A 16,029-nucleotide genomic window follows, 5' to 3' on the forward strand; every position below is an offset into this window, starting at 1 on the left:
CATATTCCTCCCCGTTCCTCAATTCTTACCTTAATGACCGGGCATGGCTTGCACATCCCCCATTTGGGGGATTGATAGCAAAACGCCCGCAAAAGCGGGCGCTGAATAAAGGCAAAAAGGGAACGCGGTTACTTGAGGCTGTCCGCACGGCTGGCCCGGGCATTGAGGATATCCGGATGATTGTCGTCCGGCTGCCACCCTTGCAGGTTGTCTTCAATCAACTGCGTGAGCGCATCCAGATGTACCGGCTCGGCATTGAGCGCCGGAATATAGGCGAAGGATTCGCCGCCCGCCTCTTCAAAATAGCCGCGGTTTTCCACATCGATTTCCTCGATGGTTTCCAGGCAGTCGGCGGAGAAACCCGGGCAGAACAGTTGCACGGATTTCACCCCCTCACCGGGCAGGGCCTTCATGGTGAAGTCGGTATAGGGCTGCAGCCATTCTTCTCGGCCGAAGCGGGACTGGAAGGTGGTCATCCACTGATCTTCACTCAGCCCCAGAGCCTCTGCCAGAAGACGTGAAGTCTTGTGGCATTCGCAGAAGTAGGGATCACCATTGTTCAGGTAACGTTTGGGTACACCGTGGTAGCTGAAGATCAGCTTGTCCGCGCTGCCATGCTGCTGGCGATAGGTGCGAATATGCTCCGCCATGGCCTGAATGTAGGGCGGGTAATCCGGATAGTGACTGATGAAACGCAGATCCGGAATCCAGCGGCGCTGCATGAAATCTTTTGCCAGCGCATCAAAGGTGGAGCCATTGGTGGAGCCGGAGTATTGCGGATAGAGCGGTAGCACCAGCAACTGGCGCACGCCTTCCTCTTCCATTTCCTGCAGCTGGCTGGCGATGGACGGGTTGCCGTAGCGCATGCCCAGCTTCACCACCACATCATCGCCGTACTGTTGCTTCAAGCGCTCGCGAATGCCCTTGAGTTGGTTCTCGCTGTGTACCAGCAACGGCGAACCTTCCTCGGTCCATACCGTCTTGTAGGCATGGGCAGAGCGAGGCGGGCGAATTACCAGGATCACCAGATTCAGAATGAAGAACCAGATAAAGCGCGGCACTTCCACCACCCGCGGATCGGACAGGAACTCGCGCAGGTAGCGACGCAGGGCACCTGTCTCAGGCGCGTCCGGGGTGCCAAGGTTGGTAATCAGCACACCGATGCGGCGGGGCTGACGGTGGTCGAAATTGGGTTGTCCCTGGTAGGCCATCCGGGTCTCTCTCACTGATAGGGGGGCAAACTCAGGCTGATAGTGTAGCGAGATCACGTCAAGACGCCATGATGCTGTTGGAATGACGAGGGTCTGACGTCGGAAGTCTGACGACTGACGCCAAATTCAAAATCCGACCTTTCCAGAGCATCGCCCCCTCTCCGTCGCCGGTTCGCGGCTCATACACTGACGAGCACAAGAGCGCCGCTCCTACAGCAGCTTCTGGCTTTTGATCTTCCTCGCAGCTCGAAGCTCATAGCTCACAGCTCCAGTCTTTTGACTTTCCTTGCAGCTTGAGGCTTGTAGCTTGCGGCTTCTTTTATTCCGGCAGCTCGCCCAGGTTGCGCTCCAGCTCTGCGCGGAAAGCCTCCGGAATCGGCGACGACGCCTGCTTGTGGTGCTCGAAATACACTTGCACCGCCTTGCCTCGAGCTACCAGCTTGCCGTTCTGCCAGGCCTGCTGGGCCACCACAAAGGAGCTGTTGCCGATGCGCTCGATACCAGTGCGGATCAACACATCGCTGCCGTAGTAGATCTGCCCTACGAAATCCACTTCCACCCGGGCCAGGATCAGGGGCAGGTCTGCCGGCTTGTCCAGACCGGCACCAAACAGTTCAAACAGCGGGGTCCGCCCGGTTTCAAACCAGCCGGTAACCACCGTATTGTTCACATGGCCAAAGGCATCGGTTTCATAGAAGCGCGGCGTCACGGTCATTTCATACATGGCGGTATCCGGTCAGGTAGACAGAATCGCCATGATACCCATGGCCGCAGGCAAGTCGATATTCCCGGCCGAAACGCCCGGCGGCACTGCGTTTTGCGTCATGAACCGGTACAATGCCGCCACTTTTCATGCGTCCGGTGGCCTCCGCCCACCGCACCGCCCTTCGCTACAGGACAGTCCCTTGATCTCTACCGCCAACATCACCATGCAGTTCGGTGCCAAGCCGCTGTTTGAAAACGTCTCCGTAAAATTCGGCAACGGCAACCGCTACGGCCTGATCGGCGCCAACGGCTGCGGCAAGTCCACCTTCATGAAGATCCTTGGGGGCGAGCTGCAGCCCAGCAATGGCCAGGTGATGCTGACTCCCAACGAGCGTCTGGGCAAGCTGCGCCAGGACCAGTTTGCCTTCGAAGAGCACACGGTGCTGGATACCGTGATCATGGGGCACACCGAACTGGCAGAAGTGAAAGCCGAGCGTGACCGCATCTACAGCCAGGCGGAGATGAGCGAAGAGGACGGCATGCGGGTGGCCGAGCTGGAGATGCAGTTCGCCGAAATGGATGGCTACACCGCCGAAGCCCGCGCCGGGGATCTTCTGCTCGGTCTTGGCATTCCGGAAGAACAGCATGCCGGCCCCATGACCGCCGTGGCGCCGGGTTGGAAGCTGCGGGTACTGCTGGCCCAGGCACTGTTCTCTGATCCGGATGTGCTGCTGCTGGATGAACCGACCAACCACCTGGATATCCACACGATCCGCTGGCTGGAAGAGATCCTGGTGGCCCGCTCCAGCACCATGATCATCATTTCCCACGACCGCCACTTCCTGAACAGTGTTTGCACCCACATGGCGGATCTGGATTACGGTGAACTGCGTCTGTTCCCCGGCAACTACGACGAGTACATGACCGCGGCCACCGCAGCCCGCGAGCGCCTGTACGCAGACAACGCCAAGAAGAAGAAGGAAATTGCCGAGCTGCAAAGCTTCGTCAGCCGCTTCTCCGCCAATGCTTCCAAAGCCAAGCAGGCCACCAGCCGCGCCAAGCAGATCGACAAGATCCAGCTGGAAGAGGTGAAGCCCTCCAGCCGGGTGAGCCCCTATATCCGCTTCGAACAGACCAAGAAGCTGCATCGTCAGGCCGTCACGGTGGAAGGTCTTGCCAAGGGCTTTGAGGACCACACCCTGTTCCAGAATCTGGACATGCAGATCGAGGCCGGCGAACGGGTGGCCATCATTGGCCCCAACGGCATCGGCAAGACCACCCTGCTGCGCTGTCTGGCCGGTGATCTGGAAGCGGACAACGGCAATGTGAAATGGGCGGAAGCGGCAGAGCTCGGCTATTTTGCCCAGGATCACAGCCATGACTTCGAAGAGGACATGATCCTGTTCGACTGGATGGCCCAATGGACCGCCGACGGCGAGCAGGCGGTCCGTGCCGCTCTGGGACGCATGCTGTTCTCCAACGACGAAGTAAAGAAATCCGTCAAGGTGATTTCCGGTGGCGAACAGGGCCGCATGCTGTTCGGCAAGCTGACCCTGACCAAGCCCAATGTGCTGTTGCTGGACGAACCCACCAACCACCTGGACATGGAATCCATCGAGTCACTCAACCTGGCCCTGGAGAACTATCCCGGCACGCTGATCTTCGTCAGCCACGACCGCGAATTCGTCAGCTCCCTGGCCACCCGCATTCTGGAAATCACTCCGGACGGGATTCGTGACTTCAGCGGTAATTACGACGATTATCTGCGCAGTATTGATCAGAGCGCCTGACGCACAAGCAGTTGAAAGTTCAAAGTTTAAAGTGGAAAAGCGCGGATGAGTCAGGGAGCAAGCATCATTGGCTCTGCCCGCGCCCAAGCCGCCGTAGGAGCCTGCCTGCAGGCGATCTTGTGGATTAGACGTTCGCACGCACAAGAATTTCAAACGACTCGCTGCGCTCGGTTTGTCACTCACCAGTACAGAGATCGCCTGCAGGCAGGCTCCTACGGCGCGGGTGCGCGATCATGGCGTTTTCGATCAGCAGAACCTTCCTCGCCCTTTTAAACTTTGGACTTTAAACTTTCAACTCAGCTGCATACCCCGCCAAAACCCACACGGGGCTGATGTTTGGCAAAACCAGAATGGAGAAGCCTGTGACCGACATCGACAAGACCACCAAAACCGAACTGGAAGCGGCCGCCTTTCGACGCCTGCTTCAGCATCTGGATGAACACAAGGAAGTGCAGAACATCGACCTGATGATCCTGGCGGACTTCTGTCGTAACTGTTTGTCCAAATGGTTATCTGCAGCGGCTTCTGAGCACGATGTAGAACTGGATTACGAGCAGGCCCGCGAGTGGGTGTACGGGATGCCGTACAGCGAGTGGAAGGACAAGTTTCAGGCGCCGGCTACGCCGGAGCAGATGGCGGCTTTTGAGGCAAAGCAAAAAGCCAAGTCGTGAAAGGATGGTCTGAGGTCTGACGCCAGAGACTGAAAACCGGCCAACAGCATCGCCGTGGAACCACTACCCCCTCGGCAGCCCTGAGCCGATCACTGCAGGATGCCCGGAAAAGCCCCGGCCCCTTCCTTTCCGTAGGAGCGTCGCTCGCGGCGCGATAGCCGTTGTTGAATACAGATCCAACAAAGAAGGCGCAGTGCTCAGGAAGGAAAACGGGGTTTTCTCCGTGAACGCTACGCCCTCTGTGGTGAAAACGCTTTTGATCCTGGTCTGGAATCGCGCCGCGAGCGACGCTCCTACGGAATGGGTATTGCTGTGAGCCATTCCCGTTGATCCGTATGAACCAAACCATTCCCACCGCGTTACTCTCTGGACACCTGCACTTCGTAAACGGCGGTGGAGCCGCTCACTTCGTGGCCGACCACCAGCAGCGGTTCACCGGAAGGTGAATCTTCAGCGCTGATAAAGACCAGACCTTCCGGACCAAGATCACCATAGCCATCCAGATTGCCCGCTTCCGGATCCACATCCCAGGTGTTGCGGCTGTTCAGGTAATCCTGGAATACCGGCTCACGGGGGTCGGTGATGTTGTAGACCAGAATCCCGCCCATGCGCTCCAGCCCCAGGAACAGGAAGGTGTCGCCCTGAATACGGCCGATGGTCAGTCCTTCCGGTTCCGGCCCTTTGGCATCACTGCGGCTATCCATGGCATCGCCTTCGTCGTGGCCGCTGTTGAAGTAGTCGGCACAGGCAATGGCACGGTCAGTACCCAGCTTGCACGCTTCGCTGGCCAGGAACTGTTCGATGGCATCACCGCTATCGAAGATCTGGTTAGCATCTTCATCCCAGATGGAGAAAGAACGGCCACCGTAGCTGTACAGCTTGTCGTACATGATGTGGGTACCCGCGGCATCTTCCACGCCCGCCTCGGTGTACATCACCGGGTCACCATTGCCATCGGTCTTGTAACCCAGGGTCCAGGTGATGTTCAGACGACCCAGCACATCGTCTTCGCGGCAATCGCCGGGATCGCCGGCGGTGGCACCGCAGTAATCAAACACGACCGGATCGAGCAAAGCCCCTTCGCCCAGCGCTGCCAGCTGCGGCGGCAGGTCATCACCACAACGACGGGCGAAACCGCTGGCATGCACCAGATGCTTGACGCGGAACTCTTCGACAAACCCCTGACTGGCATCCGGCTCACACAGCACTGGCGGATCCACTTCATCATCCGCTTCTTCGCCCCAGTACAGATCGTTGTCCTCCCCCCAGGCACGGGCGTCGCCTTCGTTGGCGGTGACCAGCAGGGTCTTGCCCGCCACCTGATAGGCATGGATCGCATCCGGCTGGTACTGACCGACCACGCCCGGCCAGGTCTTGATGTTGATAATTTCATCATCATCGCTGGCATCGATACCGAAGCCTTCCACGCTGCGGTCGATCTCCCCCAGCGGCAGAATGTCGGTCACGGTAGCGGATGCCACATCCACCTTGGCCAGCGCGTTGTTCTCCTGCAACGTTACCCAGGCAGTCTGGCTGTTGGCGGATACCGCAATGTATTCCGGCTCCAGGTCCTGAGCCACGCTGGCGTTGGGACCATAGATGCGTACACCGGACGCCTTGAGTGTTTCAGCCTGCGCATTGAAGGCAGAGAAATCCGCCGTGGCCACACTCAGGTTTTCCAGATCACGGATGTCCACCAGGCTGATAGAGCCTTCCGGGTCCACGCTGTAATCATCGCTGGGCTCGCCTTCGTTGGCAGTCATTACCGTTTCGCCATTGGGCGTAAAGGTAATCATGTCCGGCTGGGCACCCACCTGGATGCTGTTGACCAGACTCAGGTCTGCGGCCTGATAGAGGGCCACATAACCGTTATCCGTCTTGGGGTCGGCTTCCACCGCAATGGCCACCAGACCATTCTGTACCGCCACGCTGTTCACCTCCGCACCGGTGGCAATACCGGACACGTTGATGCTGCCAATTTTGGCTGGCGATGCGGGATCGCTCAGATCCAGTACGTCCAGCTCACCGGCTTCGGCGTTCACCACAAACAGGCGCTGACTGGCCGCATCATAGGCAGGAATTTCGGCCGCCGATTCGTCCAGAATGCCGGTCTGGTAATTCCCCATCCAGCTCAGCTTGACGCTGAAATCATCATTGGCATTTTCGTCTTTCTTGTCGCCACCACAGGCGCTCAAGGCGGCCGCCATCGCCAGGCAGCCTCCCATCATCACAATACGTCGCATGGTTATCCCCAATTTGTCTCTGTTCATTCGGTCCGGTACGGGCGCGCGACAGTATGGCGTCGAGTATGTTGCATCAGGGCGTAGGAAAAATGACGGTTTGGTGGCAGCAAGGTACGCAGCTGGTTTTCGTGTTGGATGTTGAGTGAAGCCTGTTGCAGCCGCAGAGCGGCCATAAAAAAACGCGGGCCTTTGCTGGCCCGCGTTCACCGGACAAAACCAAGGCTGATTGACATCAGGCGGTTTCGTAATCGTCCTCTTTGAAGTCCGCCATCTGCGCCGCGTACTGGGTGGCGAAACCCGGGTACATGGTGGCGTTGTAGCCATCTTCAGTGAGGTACCAGCTCTTGCAGCCGGAATTCCAGTTGGTCCTGGCAAGGCGCTTCTGAATCGCCTTGTTATAGCGCTGCTGCACGTCTTTCCTGACATCCAGCACCTTCAGGTCTTCACCAACAATCTTGCGCACCCCTTTCAGGGCGTATTCGAGCTGTGACTCCATGTAGACCAGCGCCGAGTTGTGCCCCGGACCGGAATTGGGGCCAAAGGTCAGGAACAGGTTCGGGTAGCCGGATACATTGATGCTCTTGTAGGCCTGGGCACCCCCTTTCCATTCATCCCCCATGACACGACCATCCCGGCCAATCACCGGGAACGGCGTACCGGCATTACTCACATCAAAGCCGGTGGCGAAGACGATGCAATCCACCTGATGCTCAATGCCTTCCACGGTACGAATGCCTTTTTCACTGATGCGGGCAATGGGCCAGGTAATCAGCTTGGCGTTCTCTTTCTGCAGTGCCGGGTAATAATCATTGGAGATCAGCACCCGCTTGCAACCGATGGTGAAATCCGGGGTGAGCTGACGGCGCAACCAGCGGTCTTTCACCTGTCGGCGCAAATGCCATTTGCCGATCCGCTCGGCAATGCGAGTCAGCGGTGAGTTCCAGATCACCGCCAGGGCCATGCTCTCATGGCTCCAGTAAAGCAGGTCTCGCATGGCCTGCTGACTGGCTGGCAATTTACGGAACAGCAGTTTGTTCCATTCCGGAGTAGCAAAATCCGGCCGCGGCATGACCCAGCCCGGGGTGCGCTGGAACACCTTCACATGCTTCGCCACCTTGACCAGCTCGGGAATGATCTGGATGCCACTGGCGCCAGTGCCAATCACCGCCACATTCTTGCCGGCAAAGTCATAGTCATGATCCCAGCGGGCACTGTGGATTTTCTTGCCCTTGTAGTCCTCAATGCCAGTGATGGATGGAAAGCTGCAATTGGCCAGCGGCCCCTGTGCCATAACCGCCGCACGACCAGTAAAAGTGTTGTTGCTGTCAGTGGTAGCAGTCCAGATCCCCTGCTTCTCATCAAAACGCAGCTCCGCCACGTTCTGCTCGAAACGGATGTGTTTTTCCAGTTCAAACTCGGCCACCAGATGATGGACGTAGTCGAGAATTTCTTCGCTGCCGGAAAAACTGCGCGACCAATTGGGGTTTGGCGCAAAGGAATAGGAATACAGGTTGGACGGAATATCGCAGGCGGCACCGGGATACTGGTTGTCACGCCAGGTGCCCCCCACCGCGTTACCGCGCTCCAGAATAATGAAATCTTCGATACCTGCCTGCTTGAGGCGAATGGCCATGCCCAGACCGGCAAAACCGGCCCCGACGATCAGGACCGACACCGGCTTCTCAACCGGCTTGCTTCTGGCCGGCGCCTTGCGCGCAGTGGCCTTGCGTGCGGCCACCTTTTTCTTGCGGGCGGCTTTGGGTTTGGTTGGTTTAGGGGAATCTTGGGTCGTACTCATAACGTTCAAACTCGTGGCACAGGGTCGCGCCGCCCGGCACGGCCAGGCAGCGATACAGACATCGTAATTAGCGAGTAGTGGTGGGCTCGTAGGTCAGCTCCTTCACCCAGGACGGCACCGCCGGCAACGCCTTGCGCGGCACCATGCCGGTAACTTTCACCAACGCATCCACCGGCACGTGATAGACCCTGTTGCTGCGGTTGGTCACCCAGCGACCATGCTGCTTGATCAACTGGAACCAGGGGTTGCGACGCCCCTCTTCCGTACGCCCGCCGATACGCTCGAATTTCTGCATGGCCTTGTAGAGCTTTTCCTCCGGCAGGCCCATGGCAATAACGTTGTCGCGCATCTTGTTGAGCAGGGGCATATAAGAAGCAATCCCAAGGATCAGGCGGGGATCCATCACCCGCGCCATCATCTGGGCCATCTTGATATAGGATGCACTGCGGCCCTGCATCTCCATCACGGTGAAACCCACGCCCAGATGACGGGACTCATCGTCGTTAATCTTCTCGAAGGCCTGGTGACAGACCGGATCCTTCACCGTATCAAGCAGGAAGGTGCACAGGGCGCCGTCCAGGGCGATTTCCAGCATGGGCACCACGGTACCGAGAACGTACACCGGCATTTCGTCGGCATAACGGTCCAGCCACTCGATAACGATGCGCAGGTTGATGTTGGGCTCGGGCAACTCATCCCCTTCCAGCATGCCCCAACGCCGCATCAGGGCCATTTCCGCATTGGCGTGGCGCTGCTCCTCCGCGTGGAAGTAGGTGTAGATCTCACGCAGGGTATCCGTGGGGGCCTTCTTGGCCAGCGCCGCAAAGGCACGGGCACCGACATGCTCAATCCACATCAGATCGGCCATGAACTCTTTCAGCTTGGGCCACTGCTCTTCCGTGATCAGCTCCGCACCGGGGGCATCCCAGTCGATGTCCGACAGGGCCCACTGGGTGCTTTTGATTTTTTCCAGCATTTTGTCCAGATCAATAGAAGCCATGATCATCTCTCCCGAGTTGCTGATTAGCACTTGCGTACACAAGGCTATTAATGTCACATTGCATAATGTAAAGATAAAGCGAATGCTCGTTCGGTTTCAATTCGGATATCCCATGGCACGAAAACCCAAACAACAACGCTCCAAAGCCACCGTGGACGCCATCGTCCAGGCCACCATGATCGCCATTGCCGAGCACGGCCCGGCCGCGATTACGGCTCGGCAAATTGCTGAAATTGCAGGAATCGGGGTGGGCTCACTGTACGAATACTTTGAGGACAAGGACGCCATCATCCATGCCGCCAGCATCCGTTTCGTGGAAGACACCGTGGGCATGATCAAGCCGCTGGTGCCGGAACTGGTGAAAATGGACATCCGCAGCGCCATCAAGCTGCTGTTGTTCAGATTTCGGGAGTTTCTGGAGGAGAATAATCAGCTCTATCTTAAGTGCGCACGGCATGCGTTCACCATGGACATGGTGGTCTATCAGGAACCGGTGAACCGGGCGCTGATGGACTTCTTTACCCAATACCTGATGCATCACCCCGAACTGCTCAAGCTGCCCAACATTCCCACGGTGGCCTACTTCTATATCAACGGCGGCGTCTTCACCGTGGTCCGCCACCTGTGCGAAGACGAACCCATGCAGACCTTTGAGGAACTGGCGGAGGTGTTTGGGGATGTGCTGGCCAGCTATACCGAACGGAAGCTGGAGATGGTTTAGGGGCTACAAGCTACAAGCTACAAGCTACAAAGATGAAAACCCTGAGCCTTTTCTGAAGCAATCGATCCTGGCGATTTTTTTGAAAACATGAAACCGTTCTGATCGTTTGCCCCCTGCTGCGAACTCTCCTACAAAAGAAGCTTCGGTGTTGCCTGACGCCTGATCTTAACCTGCAGCCACATTAAAAAAGCCGCCCCCGTTTCCAGGAGCGGCCTTTCTGGTTTTCCTTGTAGCTTGTAGCTTGAGGCTTGCAGCTTCCTTTACGCTCCGAGCAACGACGCCACCAGCCCCTTCTTCTTCACCGGCTGGTAATCACTGAACTCCAGCACATCATCTTCCACGCTGCCAAAGCGCAGGCGCGGGAGATCGTAGAAGTAGTTCTGCACCACCAACCACGGGGCACGGGAGCCCTGGCGAGGCAGCTCGTTGTTGGCCCGCTGGATGTAGCCGGACTGCATGCCGAGGAAGTTTTCCTCACTCTGGCAGTCTTCCTTGTCGCGGGGCACGACCACCTGAGCACCGGTTTTTTCCATGTGATTGAGCACGCGGCAGACATACTCACAAACCAGATCCGCCTTGAGGGTCCAGGAGGAGTTGGTGTAACCGAAGATCATCGACATGTTGGGCACATCTTTCAGCATGGCACCCTTGTAGACCATGGTCTCGTTGGGATGCACCGGCTTGCCATCCACGGTGCCCTGAATGCCACCGAGCATCTGAATATTGAGGCCGGTGGCGGTAATGATGATGTCCGCTTCCAGTTGTTGGCCAGATTTCAGCAGGATGCCGTTTTCGGTGAATTTGTCGATGTGATCCGTGACCACATGGGACTTGCCTTCACGCAGACTCTTGAACAGGTCACCGTTGGGCACCGCACACAGACGCTCTTCCCAGGGGTTGTAGCTGGGACGGAAGTGGCTCATGTCGAAATCGTCACCGAGCTGACGACGGGCCGCAGCCAGCAGGGCGCGACGGACCAGCTTGGGCCGTTGCTGGGCCAGCTTGAAGACCAGTCGCTGAATGCCGATGTTACGGGCACGGGCCATGCGATACACCGCGGTGTTCGGCAGGAAGCGACGCAGCCCCACGGAGATCTGATCCACTTCTGGCACAGTAGCCACATAGGTGGGAGAGCGCTGCAGCATGGTCACATCCGCCCCCTTGGCGGCCATGGCCGGCACCAGCGTCACGGCGGTGGCACCGGAACCGATGACTACCACCTTCTTGCCGGCGTACTGCAGGTCTTCCGGCCAGTGCTGGGGGTGAATGATCTGCCCCTTGAAGTTTTCCTCGCCGGGAAAGTCCGGACGATAGCCCTGGTCATAGTTGTAGTAACCGGTACAGGAAAACAGGAAGTTGGCGCTGACACACTCTTTCTTGCCGGTTTTCTCGTCCGTGGTTTCCACGTTCCAGCGCTTGTCTGCACTGGACCAGTCCGCCTTGACTACCTTCTTGCCAAAACGAATGTGGCGGGTAACACCGTGCTCGTTGGCTGCCTCTTCTACGTACTCGCGAATGGACGCCCCATCCGCCAGCACCTTGGCGCGGTTCCAGGGCTTGAAGCCGTAGCCCAGGGTAGACATGTCGGAATCAGAGCGAATGCCCGGGTACTTGAACAGGTCCCAGGTACCACCAATACGCTCACGGCGCTCGAGAATGGCATAGGTATGGTTCGGGCACTTGCGAGTCAGGTGCACCGCGGCGTCGATACCGGAAAGGCCGGCGCCAATGATCAGCACATCAAAATGGTTATTGGACATTATTCTCTACCTCCAACAGCACGCTGCCTGGTCACAGCTGCAAACAATGACATTGAGCAATGGCACAATGAATTAGGACAAGAATAGCCGTCTCTACCAACATGGGAAAGGCCAGAATGAGCCGATTATTGGCCGCAGAGACGCAGGAAAGTGCCGCTACAGACCCGCCACTGACCCGGATTAACTCCACCCTGCGGGACAAGTTACCCGGAGCCCTTACGCAAGTCATGGCATCCGCCGGCAGCACAGGTAAGATGGGGGCTGGTAATCAATTAATCCCGCTCATGATTCGCAAGCTACTAAAATCATTACGCTTATTCGCGCTAAAACTGCAACTTCGGCAACACGGCGTGTCCGTAAAAGGCAAGATCAGGGGGAATAACGTCCACCTGGTCAACCGTGGCCGTATCGAACTGGGCAACAACGTTGGGCTGACCTCCTTTCCGGATGGGGACATGAGTCGCACCAGCCTCTCCACTCATACCCCGGAGGCCGTCATCCGCATCGGCGAGCGCAGCAAACTGAATGGCACCACCATTCATGCCCGCGAAAGCGTCACCATCAAGAGCTGGTGTCTGTTCGGGCCCGGCACCGTCATCATCGACAACGATTCGCACCCGCCTGTCAGGGACCGAGACGCGCGCCGCGGAGACCCGGCTTCGGCCCCCATCGTGATCGGTGACAACGTCTGGATTGGCATGCGCAGCCTGATCACCAAGGGCGTTACCATCGGGGATAACGCCATCGTCGCAGCACACAGCGTGGTAACCCGGGATGTCCCCGCCAATACCCTGGTAGGCGGCAACCCGGCGCGGATTATCCGACAGCTGGATTAACTGACCGGGCGAGTCTGCCCCCCTCAGTAACGCCCGCCGTAGCGGTCCAGACAATCCATCTTGTTGGCCGGGATCATGTAGCTCAGCAGGCGTTGCTCACTGGCATATTCGTCATAGGCCCAGAGCCGACGATCATTGGCCACCCGCCGCGGCTGGTAACGTAAGGAGCCTCTGAATAACTCCTTGCATGCTCAGTCTTTCAGGCTGGTTCGCAATCTAGACGCGCTTTTGAAGGTGTATGTCCATCCATCGAAAAAGCGCAACAACGAGTGCGGGCCAGCATGAAAGACCCGGGAGCACTCTAACGAGCATAAAGGCGCGGCCTGGAGCGCACATCTGCTGCGCCTTGCCTCTTGAAAAGGGAACCCCCCTGACCATCGAGACAAGACACAACAGCTGCACGCTCCAGGCCACGCTGAGTATGCAAGGAGTTATTCAGAGGCTCCTTCACCCCCGCTCACGCAGCAGCTTGTCCAACAAGGCGTCACGCTGGTCTTCGCTGAGCTGCTTTCCCAGCTGACGCACACAATCTTCATAGCCGGCAATCAGGGCGAACTGCTCCAGGGAATAATGAAAACGGTTTGCTGCCTGTCCCGTCAGTGGCAGCAACAAAAGCAGAATCAACACACGCATACCGGGTCCCCGGTGAGAAATGCCCCATCACCATTTGGCATCCGAACGGCGCCTCCGATAGTAGCCACGACTTCCATTACGCCCTCATAAGCAACAAGGCTCATATCGCAACCCATTGATATAACAGGAGTTTCATAAAACCAAGGTAAACACCCTGTCACCACAAAGTATACCTTGCCATTTTGTGATGTCGTCGACACTGACCCGGATTCACTTTATGCATACTGCCAAGGCCTCTCGGGGGAGAGGCCTTCAATAACCTGCCAAAGCAATAACAACAAGGGGATCCAATATGCAGGTGTTCACTGATCTTGTTCATACTGTGGGCGAGCACCCATGGCTGAGCGTACCCTTCCTGTACGCCCTGCTTTTCGCCATGCTGCTGTGGACCGGACGTATCCGCCACCCCGCCGCGATCAACATGATTGCCATCGGGCTGATACTGCCTTGCATCAATCTGGGCATGATTGCCGCTGGCGTGATGCTGTCCAAAGAGCACATCACACCGGCCATGAGCGGCCTGATGCCGTTCTGATCAGTACGCCCTGGCCTCAGGCCAGGGTAGCCAGAAAGGCCAGCTGGTCCTTCAAGCTGATTTCACGGGCTTCACCCTGATAGACATCGAAGTGGCCTACCGGGTATCGCTTCACCGTGGCATTGGCCATGGCCGCCGCCGCCTTTTCCGCCGCCGATGCCGGCGCCACAGAATCCGTTTCGCAAATCAGAATCAGCGCCGGGCACTTCACCTTGCTGGCACTGGACACAGGGCGGAACAAGGGCAGCACCAGAGCAATCCGCGCCGCCACTTCGTTGGGCACATTGTCTGGCATCAAGGCAGTATAGCCATCCCAGGAATCGGCACTGGACATGGCCGCCAACTCACCGGGGTGTCCCGCCGAGGGCAGCAGTTTCGGCCCCATGCCCACCGCGCTGGAGGCCAGATCGAGCAGCCCCAGCCCAGTCATTTTCAGGCCCTGCACCAGACCGGCGTAGCCGATCACGCCGAGCACAGACGCCAGGCCGTCCATCATCGGGCACTGGGAAATAATCCCGGCCACCGGTTCCTTGCCTGCCACCACAGAGACCAGCCCACCTGCAAAGGAGGTGCCCCACAACACGATTTTCTGGTTATCCACTTCCGGGATCTTGCGCACGCAGGCCAGTGCCGCCTGCCAGTCCGCCACCTCGCGATTAGGCAACAGCACCTGACGGGGAACCCCCTCACTCTCACCGAAGTGACGGTAGTCGAACAGGAACACCGCATAGCCCGCCGCCAGGAAAGCATCCCTGAAGGGGTCCAGACCGCACTCCTTGGTCAGTCCAAAACCATGGCCCATGACCACGGTCAAAAACGGGCCATCGCCATCCGGCAGATACAGATCACCACGACAGGACTGGCCGTCGCTGACAAAACGCATCTCTCTCTTTTCACTCATCATTCAATCTCACTCTGCTCTCCGATGCTGATCCAGACAACCAGCAAAAAAACTTCAAAAGTGGGCAATTATCGTAGGGCGGAAATGGGCGAATGCCCATCTCCGCCATCAGGCCCCCATAACGCTTTTAGCGTCAGGCGTCGGGCATCCAGCATCAGGCGTACTATCCAATCGCCGGCGCGATAAAACGCCAGTCATCCACGCTCTGGCCCAGCACCAGGAAGAACGGGTTGAGGATATTTTCCTTGTTGTATTGCAGCGGTTCGAAGGCAGTATTGGTTACCACGCCGCCGGCAGCCGTCACCACCGCATGAGCCGCTGCGGTATCCCACTCGCTGGTGGGCGCCAGCCGGGGGTAGATGTCGGCACTGCCTTCTGCCACCAGACACAGTTTCAGGGACGATCCCATGGAGGCGCGCTCTACCTCACCGATCTCTTCCCGGATAAAGGCTTCCAGCTTTTCCACCGCTTCACCGCCATGACTGCGGCTGGCCACCATCACCACCGGCGTGGTGCGCTCACGACAACGAATCGGCTGACGCTCGCCCCCTGCTTCCTTAAAGGCACCAACACCCTCACCACCAAGGTAGGTAACGCCGGTCACCGGCACGTGCACCACCCCCAGCACCGGGGCATTGCCGCGAATCAGGGCAATATTCACAGTGAACTCGCCATTACGCTTGATGAATTCCTTGGTGCCATCCAGCGGATCCACCAGCCAGAACTCCGGCCAGTCCTTGCGCTCCGCATAGGCAATATCGCCAGATTCTTCGGAGTACACCGGGATTTGCGGCGTCAGTGCCTTGAGGCGAGCCTCGATAATCTCGTGAGCCGCCTTGTCTGCCTCGGTGATCGGGGACTCATCCTGCTTGGTTTCCACCCCGTGATCATCCCGCTCGTATACCTCAAGAATGGCCTTGCCCGCGTCACGGGCGATGTCAGCGAGGGGGTTGAGCAGGGTGTTGAAGTCAGTCATTTCTTTGTGTCCTGTTTTTCGAATTTATCTCTGAGGAGCAAGCTACAAGCTGCAACGCGGGGCAAGGTCTTCATAAACTGTTATCCCGTCACTCCGCGCTGGCCGTTAAAAGGCTGTGGCCAAGGCCTGGGGAGCAGCACAGCCTTGCCCGCGTCTTGAAACTTGCCACTTTCAACTTGGGAGCCTCTGAATAACTCCTTGCATGCTCAGTCTTTCAGGCTGATTCACAATCTAGGCGCACTTTTGAAG

General features: G+C 57.8%; 14 protein-coding genes. 5 read left to right on the top strand and 9 right to left on the bottom strand.

From position 1 onward, the window contains the following. Window positions 1-128: 128 nt before the first annotated feature. Window positions 129-1,211, bottom strand: coding sequence for a ferrochelatase (gene hemH, locus MWU49_RS10570; protein WP_246971797.1), 1,083 nt, complete (start codon window positions 1,209-1,211; stop codon window positions 129-131). A 319-nt stretch (window positions 1,212-1,530) separates the two neighbouring features. Next, a complete protein-coding gene (locus tag MWU49_RS10575) occupies window positions 1,531-1,935 on the bottom strand; it encodes a thioesterase family protein (RefSeq protein WP_246971801.1) in 405 nt (134 codons plus the stop codon). A 181-nt stretch (window positions 1,936-2,116) separates the two neighbouring features. Between MWU49_RS10575 and MWU49_RS10580 the strand changes: the two genes are divergently transcribed. Beyond that, a complete protein-coding gene (locus tag MWU49_RS10580) occupies window positions 2,117-3,706 on the top strand; it encodes an ABC-F family ATPase (protein ID WP_246971804.1) in 1,590 nt (529 codons plus the stop codon). Window positions 3,707-4,068: 362 nt separating this feature from the next. Then, window positions 4,069-4,377, top strand: coding sequence for a DUF1244 domain-containing protein (locus MWU49_RS10585; RefSeq protein WP_246971807.1), 309 nt, complete (start codon window positions 4,069-4,071; stop codon window positions 4,375-4,377). A 359-nt stretch (window positions 4,378-4,736) separates the two neighbouring features. On the opposite strand, the gene MWU49_RS10590 is transcribed toward MWU49_RS10585, so the two are convergent. From MWU49_RS10590 to MWU49_RS10600, 3 genes are all read right to left on the bottom strand, one after another. Continuing rightward, window positions 4,737-6,620 carry a choice-of-anchor I family protein gene (locus tag MWU49_RS10590; protein ID WP_246971810.1) on the bottom strand — a complete coding sequence of 628 codons (1,884 nt, stop codon included), beginning with the start codon at window positions 6,618-6,620 and terminating at the stop codon, window positions 4,737-4,739. A gap of 232 nt (window positions 6,621-6,852) precedes the next feature. Beyond that, window positions 6,853-8,418, bottom strand: a complete 1,566-nt coding sequence (locus MWU49_RS10595; RefSeq protein ID WP_246971812.1) for an NAD(P)/FAD-dependent oxidoreductase — start codon at window positions 8,416-8,418, stop codon at window positions 6,853-6,855. 67 nt (window positions 8,419-8,485) lie between these two features. Further along, window positions 8,486-9,418, bottom strand: a complete 933-nt coding sequence (locus tag MWU49_RS10600) for a ferritin-like domain-containing protein (protein ID WP_246971814.1) — start codon at window positions 9,416-9,418, stop codon at window positions 8,486-8,488. A 112-nt stretch (window positions 9,419-9,530) separates the two neighbouring features. Between MWU49_RS10600 and MWU49_RS10605 the strand changes: the two genes are divergently transcribed. Beyond that, the gene (locus MWU49_RS10605) at window positions 9,531-10,139 is read left to right on the top strand and encodes a TetR/AcrR family transcriptional regulator (protein ID WP_246971816.1); all 609 of its coding nucleotides are present in this window, start codon (window positions 9,531-9,533) and stop codon (window positions 10,137-10,139) included. A 260-nt stretch (window positions 10,140-10,399) separates the two neighbouring features. Here MWU49_RS10605 and MWU49_RS10610 read toward each other — a convergent pair whose 3' ends face one another. Continuing rightward, window positions 10,400-11,899, bottom strand: a complete 1,500-nt coding sequence (locus MWU49_RS10610; protein WP_246971818.1) for an NAD(P)/FAD-dependent oxidoreductase — start codon at window positions 11,897-11,899, stop codon at window positions 10,400-10,402. Window positions 11,900-12,015: 116 nt separating this feature from the next. On the opposite strand from MWU49_RS10610, the gene MWU49_RS10615 reads away from it, so the two are divergent. After that, window positions 12,016-12,735, top strand: coding sequence for an acyltransferase (locus tag MWU49_RS10615; RefSeq protein WP_246971820.1), 720 nt, complete (start codon window positions 12,016-12,018; stop codon window positions 12,733-12,735). 447 nt (window positions 12,736-13,182) lie between these two features. Here MWU49_RS10615 and MWU49_RS10620 read toward each other — a convergent pair whose 3' ends face one another. After that, window positions 13,183-13,368 (bottom strand): hypothetical protein, encoded by a 186-nt coding sequence (locus MWU49_RS10620; protein WP_246971822.1) that lies wholly within the window; start codon window positions 13,366-13,368, stop codon window positions 13,183-13,185. Between the two features lie 292 nt (window positions 13,369-13,660). Between MWU49_RS10620 and MWU49_RS10625 the strand changes: the two genes are divergently transcribed. Further along, window positions 13,661-13,903, top strand: a complete 243-nt coding sequence (locus tag MWU49_RS10625) for a hypothetical protein (protein WP_246971824.1) — start codon at window positions 13,661-13,663, stop codon at window positions 13,901-13,903. Window positions 13,904-13,919: 16 nt separating this feature from the next. Here the strand turns inward: MWU49_RS10625 and MWU49_RS10630 are convergent, their stop codons facing one another. Both MWU49_RS10630 and cysQ read right to left on the bottom strand, forming a co-directional pair. After that, window positions 13,920-14,807, bottom strand: a complete 888-nt coding sequence (locus MWU49_RS10630; protein ID WP_246971826.1) for an alpha/beta hydrolase — start codon at window positions 14,805-14,807, stop codon at window positions 13,920-13,922. Window positions 14,808-14,967: 160 nt separating this feature from the next. Further along, entirely contained in the window at window positions 14,968-15,780 is an 813-nt protein-coding gene (gene cysQ / locus MWU49_RS10635) for a 3'(2'),5'-bisphosphate nucleotidase CysQ (RefSeq protein ID WP_246971828.1), read from the bottom strand. Window positions 15,781-16,029 lie beyond the last annotated feature (249 nt).

The organism is Alcanivorax sp. S6407 (assembly GCF_023016115.1).
Lineage (GTDB): Bacteria > Pseudomonadota > Gammaproteobacteria > Pseudomonadales > Alcanivoracaceae > Alcanivorax.